This is a genomic window from Candidatus Hydrogenedentota bacterium, assembly GCA_012523015.1.
In the GTDB taxonomy this organism is placed as follows: Bacteria; Hydrogenedentota; Hydrogenedentia; order Hydrogenedentales; family CAITNO01; genus JAAYBJ01.
This window is the reverse complement of the sequence record JAAYJI010000051.1, coordinates 1-9,221: the sequence shown is the minus strand read 5'-3', so window position 1 is coordinate 9,221 and position 9,221 is coordinate 1. Positions and strand designations below refer to the sequence as shown.

The following is a 9,221-nucleotide window of genomic DNA, read 5'->3' as shown; positions in this document are numbered from 1 at the left end:
TCGAGAATAATCGCGTGGGGAGAAGAGGCGGCCAAGACTTGATCCAACATGGGAATCACGAGCCGGACAGGCGTGGCGATCACAATCAATTCTGCGTCGGCGACACCCTCCGCTACATCGGTGGTAATCTTGTCTACTGCGCCGCGCTCTAAAGCAATCTCCAGTGATTCCAAGCGTCGGCCAATCCCGACCACAGACATCTTCGGATGACGCGCTTTCAGGGCAAGTCCTAAAGAACAGCCAAGCAATCCAACACCGATGATTGCGGCGCCATTGAAGTGAGTGGTCATGATCCTTCTTTCAGTACGGCTATAGCCTCACCGATCGTAAACTCCCCTTCATACAAGGCTCGGCCCACAATAATTTCATCGATGCCTGCAGACGCGTAGCCGCGGGCAGTACGCATGTTGTCGAGGGACGCGATGCCCCCTGAAATGGTCACAGGAATGGACACCGCCTTTGCCGTTGCCGCCGTGGTTTCGTAATTGGGTCCCTTCATCATACCGTCGCTGAGGATGTCCGTGTAAATGATGCGGGCAGCGCCGGCAGCCTCAACGGTGTGCGCGAATTCAAGGGCAGAAGCGCGGGTATCTTCGAGCCACGCATTGAGCGAAAGGAATCCATCGCGTGCGTCAATGCCCGCGGCAATGCGGCCGGGCCAACGGCGGCAGGCTTCGCGCAACAATTCGGGATCGCGGTAGGCAGCGGTTCCCAAAATCGCGCGGGACGCGCCCGCCTCAAAGACAGACTCAAGGGCTTCCAAAGAACGTAAGCCGCCGCCCACTTCAAAGCGGATACGGCGGCGTTTCAGTTCTTGTAATTGAGGCAGCACACAACAGCTTCCGGTCTTTGCGCCGTCAAGGTCTACGATATGGATAATCGCTTCTTCCATTTCGTTGGGCGTGAGCTGCGCTTCCAAAGCAGTCCACCACAGCGCCGCCTGTTCCACAGGCTCGGCGGCATAAACCGTTTCTTGCCCGTAATCCCCTTGCACCAGATTGACACATAGACCGCCACGGATATCTACCGCAGGTACAATGCGCATGGTTAGGCTACCGACAAGGAAGCCCGTGCACGCTCTACCAACACACGAAAGGCATCCGCGTTGTTCACGGCAAGTTCAGCCAGGACCTTGCGATCCAGCGCAATTTCCGCCTTGCGCAAACCTTCCATGAAACGGTTGTAGGTCAGCCCATTGGCACGGGCGCCCGCGTTAATACGAGCGATCCACAGACGGCGAAAATCCCGTTTACGATTTTTACGGTCACGATAGGCATACATGCCGCTGTGATCGACGGCCTGCTGCGCGCTTTTATAGAGGCGATGGCGGCTTCCGCGAAAACCCGCCGCTTGTTTAAGCACTTTGGTACGACGGCGTTTGGAAGCCGGATTATTGGTTGCACGAGGCATGATCAAATTCCTTTATCTATTTGTTTTCCCAAACCTGCGTCAACCGGCTGACGGCGGCACAGGCACTGAAAGAAAATAGGCTTAGTTCGAACGAATACTTTAGGCGTAGGGCAGCATGCGCTTGACCCGCGGCACATCCACGGCAGCGACCAAGGTAGACTGACGCAAGTCGCGGATGCGTTTGGGGCTTTTCACCGCTTTAAGATGACGCGCAAAAGCATGTTGACGTTTGAATTTACCGGTTTTGGTACGGCTGAAACGCTTCGCAGCACCACGATTTGTTTTAATTTTTGGCATATTGAAAGTTCTCCTAATTGATTGTAAACACGTTCAGGAAACCACCATCACCGCAGGTGTGACAGCGCCGCACAGCTTAGACAGCAGGGCAATGCAGCAGCAGGTCTTTGTCGAAAACGCGAATCCGTTATTTGCCCGGTGTGAGCATGAGAGACATATTGCGTCCCTCCATCTTGAGTTGGCTCAAGTCTTGATCGCCGCACAGGTCAGCCGTTGCCTCAACAACACGCCGCAGTACTTCACGACCAAATTCCTGATGCGCCATTTCGCGGCCGCGGAACATAATCGTAATGCGTACTTTGTTCCCGTCTTTCAAAAAATCGCGCACATGGTTCGTTTTGAAATCAAAATCATGTTTGTCAATTTTCGGACGATATTTGATCTCTTTCACCGAAACTGTATGCTGATGCTTTTTCGATTCACGGGCACGGCGTTTTTGCTCATAGCGATACTTGCCGTAATCCATAATGCGACACACAGGCGGAGACGCTTTGGGCGCTACCTCCACTAAATCATAGCCGCGATTTTCTGCTTCACGAATGGCATCTCGGGGTGACATAATCCCCAGCTGCTCGCCTTCTTCATCAATTACACGCACTTGACGTGCACGGATCTGATCATTAATACGTACCAGATCTTCCCTCTTGTCTTTTGCGATGGGTCCAATCTCCTATAGGCCGCCAACCGGCCGAACAAAAACAATGGATAAGCGACGCATACACACGCCGCAAACAAAAAAACGCGACAAAGACACCTGATCCTTGTCGCGAAAAAAAAACATGACATCTAATATATGTCCACGTAGACACGCAACCAGGCAGGCAGGCAAAAACCGCCGCAAGGTGAGGGTGCTATGACCCTACTTAAAAGAGAAACTTTAATGTATATGTTTCTCATTACGCACAGTGTAGCAAGAATGGGAGCATAAAATCAAGTTTCAGCGCCGCCACTGCGCGCCGCCAATAGAAGCGGGAAGGGGCAGTGTTGAGAAGATCTCCGAAAACACATTACGCCGGCTCGCCCAGCAAAACCGCATCGCGACGCATCCGCGCAAGGTCTTCCTCTTCCATGACGATCACGCCGGCGCCGGCATTATCAATGGCTTGCTGCGCCGTGCGCATACCGCAGAGCACATGGGTTACGCCCTGTTGTGCTGCTGTCCAAGCGATCGCCAATTGCGCCAGAGAACAGTTGTATTTCTCCGTCAAATCGAACCAGCCCGCGAGCATGTCCAGTACTTTGGGACGATTCTCCTGCTTGAACCACCGGTTCCAGTTTTGATCACTGCGAAATTCCGTCTCTTTGAACACACGGTCCATGCCGATCTTGCCCGTGAGCAGCCCGTGTTCCAAAGACATATAGGTTAAGGTGCCGATATGTTTCTCTCGGCAATAGGGCAGGATATCGGCTTCTGCCCCACGGTTAATGAGACTATAGCGGAACTGGTCACTGGCAACGCCGCCGCAGCTGTGATATTCCTGCAGCTGGCTAAGCGAAACGTTGGACACGCCGATGGCCCGTATTTTACCGGCGTCTTTCAGCTTCCACAGGCACGCCATGGTATCGCTGATGGGCGTCAGTTCCGGCTCTTTCGCAGGCCAATGGATTTGATACAAATCGATATAATCCGTGTCGAGCCGGCGAAGACTGTCTTCCAATTCCAGCTCAATCGTGTCGGGGCGCAAACTGATGTAAGTGTCTCTGCCGTCGATATGATAATGAAATGAGCCTCGTTCGTCCCGCCACCAAATACCGCACTTTGTGGCGATGATCGCTTTGTCGCGCCGACCCTTCAGCGCTTTACCCAAAATCTCTTCACCATGGCCCCAGCCATAGCCGGGCGCGGTGTCGAAAAAGTTGACCCCCTGATCGAGCGCAGCATCTACGGCACGTAAAGATTCTTGATCATCTACGCCGTCCCAAGTTTTCCCGCCACCGGTCACCCACGTACCCATGGCAACTACCGACGCTTCAATATTCGAATTGCCAATCGCTTTATACTGCATATTTTATCTCCTTATAATCGAACCTTCAGAGAAGGCGCCCCTGTTCAATGGAGCGAACACAATAAGAGTCCTATTCGGAAGTGCCTTATTGGGCGATGACTTCGATGCGCCCAAGCTTAACTTTGGCGCGCAGCTCACCGGGAGCATGGAGCGGACCGACAATGCCGGAGGCACGGGCTCCAACTAAACCGGCGTTAATATCCAGATCAACGCCTTGCGCTTCCGTCTTGCCCAGATCAACAACAAAGTCATAATCAAAACTACTGTCGGGGGACACGTAGTAAGAGACCTCTCCAATGTCAACGGCAACATCATGGCGGCCCCAAACGCCGCCGGGCGCGTCCATCTTGAGTTTGCCTACCGATACAGAAGCTTGGACATCGCCGGGAAGATTCCTCAGCTCCAAATCTCCAACCTGAAGGGATGCTTCCGTCGAAATCAACGTAGGCCCTTCCACAACGCGGTTCACATGGGGAACAACCCGTGCCGATAGACGATCCAAGAGCCCCCGCGGCGCCATGGCAACCTGAATCTCCACGCGGCCCTCTTCATTCATAACGGGCTGTGTCGCCACCTTCTCCAGATAAGATTCAGGCGATGCCAAACCGAACAAACTGAAGACTTCCACGTAGGTCTCGGTCTTAACAGTCACAATGCCGTTGAGATTATTTAATTCGGCGCCTGATATGCTCACGTTGCCAAAAGGATTGGAAACGGACAGTGCTGTGGCAGAACACAATTCCAATTCTTCCACAAGGACACGACTCGTAGATTTTGCGCAACCCGTTGCAGACACTGCAGCCAACAGGACAAGCGCTAAGCCTATCGCACGGACAGTATCTTTCAACATACATCGCTCCTGATCGTAATAAAATTGGGTTTCATGTCTTTGCAAGTGCCACCCGTAACGGCACGGGAAACACACGACCCCGCGCCTGCATGGGCTAGCCAAAGGCTTATTCTAGCGCAACTCTTTCATAACGGAACACTTATAGTATAACACAAGACTGATTATACTACAACGACAAAGGAATGAATAATTTGACTACGCTGTTCATTTCACGTATGGTATAGAGACTAGCGAAACGTAAAACCACAAACCGGGCGCAGCGAAGCAGCAAAGCGAATCGGCTGCGTCTGTTGTGGTATAGGCATGCAATGCCGATAGAGACCGGTCATTTCCCTTCCCCGAACCGGTCGTATCGGCAGGATATGTTATTATAAGTATGTCTGTATGAATACTCGTTCCGGCACCTGCCTTTCTCGGGCAAGTGCTTTCACTTTTTAACCTTCTGCCAGGGAGAATTATCATGTTACGCGTACTTGTGCTGGATAATCTAAGCGAAGAAGGCGTCGCCCTGTTTCGCGAAGCCGGTATAGAAACCGACGTTAAACCGCCGCAAAAAGAAGCAGAACTCGCCGCCATCATTAACGATTACGACGGGCTCGTCATACGAAGCGCCACCAAAGTGACGGCAGCGGCGCTGGAAAATTCGACACGACTCAAAGTGATTGGACGTGCAGGCGTCGGCACGGACAATGTCGATAAAAACGCCGCCACCAAAAAAGGCATTGTCGTCATGAACACACCGGGCGGCAACACCATTTCCACCTGTGAACACGCCTTTGCATTGATGTTGAGCCTGTGCCGCAATATTCCGCTCGCCCACGCATCCATGGCGGAAGGCCGGTGGGACCGCAAAAAATTTATGGGCAAAGAATTATGCGGGAAAACGCTGGGCATCATCGGTGTCGGCCGTATCGGCGGCGCCCTCGCCAAGCGTGCGCGCGCCTTTGAAATGCGCGTGCTTGCCTATGACCCTATCCTCAGCACGTTGAAAGCGGAAAGCCTCGGCGTCGAGCTCGTCGACCTGAATACCCTCTACGGCTCCTCCGATTTTATCACCATCCACGCGCCGAAATCCGACAAAACCTTGAACATGATTTCCGAGGCACAATTGAAGATGATGAAACCCAATTGCCGCATTATCAACACGTCACGGGGCGGCATCGTCAACGAACAAGATCTTGCCGAAGCCTTGAAAGCCAAGACCATCGCCGGCGCAGCCCTAGACGTGTACACCAGCGAACCCTTCGAAGACAATCCCTTCCTCGGGCTCGATAATATCATCATGACCCCCCACCTTGCCGCATCCACCGATGAAGCACAATTGACTGTCGCCGTTGATGTGGCGAAACAGATGATTGATTTCCTGACTACAGGCGCCATTGTCAACGCAGTTAACGTGCCCAGCCTGGACAGCGAAACTCAAAAGAAATTGCAGCCCCTCTTGTATCTGGGCAAGCGGCTCGGACTCTTCCAATCCTTATACGTGGACGGCCGCCCCAAATCTTTAGAAATCGAGTATATCGGTGACTTGGGCGTCAGCGATACCTATCCCATTACCGCCTCGGTCCTCTGCGGATTTTTAACGCCTATGGTTGAGGCAGTCAATATGGTGAGTGCCCCTTCGCAGCTCCAAGAACGGGGCATCGAAGTATCTGAAAAACGAAGCGCCGTATCCTCCAGCTACGCCTTTGAAATCGGGATCACAGTCATCACCGATCAAGAGAAGCATACGGTGCGCGGAACCCTCTTTAACCGCGACGATCCGCGCATTTGCACGATCAACGGCATGCGCGTCGACGCTACGCCCGAAGGATACATGCTCGTTTGCGCCAATGAAGATAAGCCCCTCATCATCGGCCGCGTATGCACCGCCATCGGCGAAGCCGGCGTAAACATCGCTAACCTCACCCTCGGCCGTGATACCAAAGGCGGCAACGCCATGACCGTACTCAACCTGGATGCGCCGCTCAATGAGGATACCCTCGATAAACTGCGCCAAATGCCCCATGTCAGTGAAGTGCACATGGTGGCACTGCCCGAAGCGACCCATACCAGACTATAAGCCCGCGCCCAAGCGCACATCCTTTTATTTTCACAACGCCCCGCATAAACGGTGCAAAGCAACTTTAACCGGAGAGGACTGAATGAGCAACTACAAACACATCAACGTTCCCGCAGGAGACGCTGTTCACATTGGTACCGATGGTAAATTGGTTACGCCGGACGTGCCGATCATTGGCTTTATAGAAGGCGATGGTACAGGCCCCGACATTTGGCGTGCCTCCCATTTCCTCTTCGAAGAAGCCGTGAAACATTGCTATGGATCAAAACGAAAAATTGCATGGATGGAAATCTATGCAGGAGAAAAAGCAAACGGCGTGTACGCCAATTATCTGCCCGATGAAACGCTGGACGCCATACGCAAATACACCATCGCCATCAAAGGCCCCTTGACCACGCCCATCGGCGGCGGATTCAGAAGCCTTAATGTGAGTCTACGCCAGCAGCTGGATCTCTTCGCTTGTGTACGGCCCGTACGCCATTTTCCGGGCGTGCCCAGCCCCGTATGCGATCCAGAAGCCGTAGACATGATCATCTTCAGAGAAAACACCGAAGACGTGTATTCCGGCATGGAATTGGAAGAGGGCACACCGGAAGCGAAAAAACTCATTGACTTTTGTCAGCGTGAATTCGGATGGCAAATCCGAAGCGATTCAGGGATAGGCGTTAAACCCATCAGCGAGACCGGTTCCAAGCGTCTCATCCGCGCAGCGCTGCAGCATGCCGTAGACCATAAATGCAAAAGCGTTACCCTCGTACACAAAGGCAATATCATGAAGTATACGGAAGGCGCTTTCCGTAAATGGGGTTACGAGCTCGTGCGCAACGAATTCGCTGATGTCGCCGTCGGATGGGACGATTGCAACGGTAATCCCGGCGATAAAATCCTCGTCAAAGACGCCATCGCAGATATCTTCCTCCAACAGATCTTGACCCGCCCGCGCGAATTTGAAGTGGTTGCAACCATGAACCTGAACGGCGATTATTTCAGTGATGCCTTGGCGGCACAAGTCGGCGGCATCGGCATTGCGCCCGGAGCAAACATCAACTATGTCACCGGCCACGCCATCTTTGAAGCCACCCACGGCACCGCTCCCAAATACGCCAACCTCGATAAAGTCAACCCGAGCAGCGTTGTCTTATCCGGCGTCATGATGTTCGAATACATGGGCTGGCAGGAAGTAGCCGATGCGATCATCGCTGCACTGACGCGCACCTTCAACGAAAAGAAAGTCACCTACGACTTCGCAAGACTCATGCAGGGGGCAACCGAATTAAAATGCAGCGAATTCGCCAAAGCCGTAGCCGCTAATCTCTAGTATATACCCTGTAAAAACAAGCCTCGCTCCACCCAAATAAAAGTCGGAGCGAGGTTTTTTTTTGTCAGGCGATAGACCGCGCATCAAAGCGGCTTGTAGAATGAAAGCCTTGAACCCTGCGACAAGCCCCGGGCGCGATAAATCTCGCCCCTACATCGGAAGCCGTCATGAAATTCACGTCATCTTGTTTATCCCATCCATCTCGCCCATTTAAAACCGACACCAACAGCGGTCTAACGCACGGTTTAACGCACGCGCGCGTGCGTTAAATACAAGACTAACACACGCGAAATAAGGGAGTTAACAAGGTTTAACGCACGGCTTAACGCACGCGTGCGTTAAAGTCAACATTCTTGCGCACGCGTGCGTTAGCGTGTGTTAGATTGGTGCGTGACAGCAATAGAAAGAGGGAAATAAATTTGTCGGTTATGTGTTTCATTTAGTATTATGATTGTAGAGTCGATACGTAGAATATCGGCCGCAAATAATGGAGCATGTTTACATAACCGGAAAGGGCAAAAGCATGGAAGAATTTGTACTGTATTTCTTTTTCGTCATGTTTATGATGATGATGTCCGCTGTATTTGGCGATTGGGTGTGGTATTTCTTCCCCTACTTCTGATAGGTCGAGGCGCTGCCCCTGGTATATCAGACCTGCATCATTCAGGGGCGGTGCACCCATTCAGCTGTGATTGACGTTGCCTGCCGCCCGGCCCCTTGCCCGGGAGCCGGTGAATTGTGCGTATGCGCTGCAACACGCAGGCATGACAATCGCCTGCCGACTCTTGTATACACGCCTTCGCGGGATAAATCTCGTAGAGCGCGCGGTATTGCACGGGCGTCAGGTTGGGCATGATCACATTTGCGCCGCGCAACAGCCCCAGTTCCCGGCCTTGCGCCAGGTTGAGCGTTGCGAGGGCGGTAGTGCTGGGTATGTTCGCTTCCGGGCATACAAGGCGCGTAAGGGCTACCACTTTATAGGTCATGAGCTCCGTGTTGGGCACTTGCTGCTCCCCATTGACCGGACGCGCCTGTTGCCCCAAGGGCGTATCGGGATGGGCAATGAAGGGCCCCACGCCGATCATGTCCAAGTCCAGCTCACGGAAGAGGGCGATATCCTTCGCCAAGCCCGTGTAATCTTGTCCAGGGATGCCGACCATAACCCCGCTGCCCGCCGCATAGCCCAATTGCTTGAGCCGTCGCAGCATGGCGAGACGATCGCGCAATTCTTGTCGGTTTGTGGGCGGATGAATTTCATCGTAGAGTGCTCGATTCGAC

10 protein-coding genes are annotated in these 9,221 nt (G+C 53.0%); 2 read left to right on the top strand and 8 right to left on the bottom strand.

Annotated elements, in window-relative coordinates:
- The 7 genes from GX117_02220 to GX117_02190 all read right to left on the bottom strand — a co-directional run.
- The coding region (locus GX117_02220) for a prephenate dehydrogenase/arogenate dehydrogenase family protein (protein NLO32164.1) at positions 1 to 290 on the bottom strand (290 nt) is incomplete at its 3' end.
- The gene (locus GX117_02215) at positions 287 to 1,045 is read right to left on the bottom strand and encodes a 1-(5-phosphoribosyl)-5-((5-phosphoribosylamino)methylideneamino)imidazole-4-carboxamide isomerase (protein NLO32163.1); all 759 of its coding nucleotides are present in this window, start codon (positions 1,043 to 1,045) and stop codon (positions 287 to 289) included. The genes GX117_02220 and GX117_02215, both read right to left, overlap by 4 nt.
- 2 nt (positions 1,046 to 1,047) lie before the next feature.
- A complete protein-coding gene (gene rplT, locus GX117_02210; protein NLO32162.1) occupies positions 1,048 to 1,410 on the bottom strand; it encodes a 50S ribosomal protein L20 in 363 nt (120 codons plus the stop codon).
- Between the two features lie 99 nt (positions 1,411 to 1,509).
- Positions 1,510 to 1,707, bottom strand: coding sequence for a 50S ribosomal protein L35 (gene rpmI, locus GX117_02205; protein NLO32161.1), 198 nt, complete (start codon positions 1,705 to 1,707; stop codon positions 1,510 to 1,512).
- Positions 1,708 to 1,834: 127 nt separating this feature from the next.
- Complete coding sequence (locus tag GX117_02200; GenBank protein ID NLO32160.1) at positions 1,835 to 2,365, bottom strand: translation initiation factor IF-3; 531 nt, start codon at positions 2,363 to 2,365, stop codon at positions 1,835 to 1,837.
- A 349-nt stretch (positions 2,366 to 2,714) separates the two neighbouring features.
- The gene (locus GX117_02195; protein ID NLO32159.1) at positions 2,715 to 3,713 is read right to left on the bottom strand and encodes an aldo/keto reductase; all 999 of its coding nucleotides are present in this window, start codon (positions 3,711 to 3,713) and stop codon (positions 2,715 to 2,717) included.
- Positions 3,714 to 3,798: 85 nt separating this feature from the next.
- Positions 3,799 to 4,563 carry a hypothetical protein gene (locus tag GX117_02190; GenBank protein ID NLO32158.1) on the bottom strand — a complete coding sequence of 255 codons (765 nt, stop codon included), beginning with the start codon at positions 4,561 to 4,563 and terminating at the stop codon, positions 3,799 to 3,801.
- A gap of 460 nt (positions 4,564 to 5,023) precedes the next feature.
- Between GX117_02190 and GX117_02185 the strand changes: the two genes are divergently transcribed.
- Positions 5,024 to 6,625 carry a phosphoglycerate dehydrogenase gene (locus tag GX117_02185; protein NLO32157.1) on the top strand — a complete coding sequence of 534 codons (1,602 nt, stop codon included), beginning with the start codon at positions 5,024 to 5,026 and terminating at the stop codon, positions 6,623 to 6,625.
- Between the two features lie 82 nt (positions 6,626 to 6,707).
- A complete protein-coding gene (icd, locus tag GX117_02180) occupies positions 6,708 to 7,943 on the top strand; it encodes an NADP-dependent isocitrate dehydrogenase (GenBank protein NLO32156.1) in 1,236 nt (411 codons plus the stop codon).
- A gap of 659 nt (positions 7,944 to 8,602) precedes the next feature.
- Here icd and GX117_02175 read toward each other — a convergent pair.
- Positions 8,603 to 9,221 (bottom strand): [FeFe] hydrogenase H-cluster radical SAM maturase HydE (locus GX117_02175; GenBank protein NLO32155.1); only part of this gene is annotated, 619 nt, incomplete at its 5' end.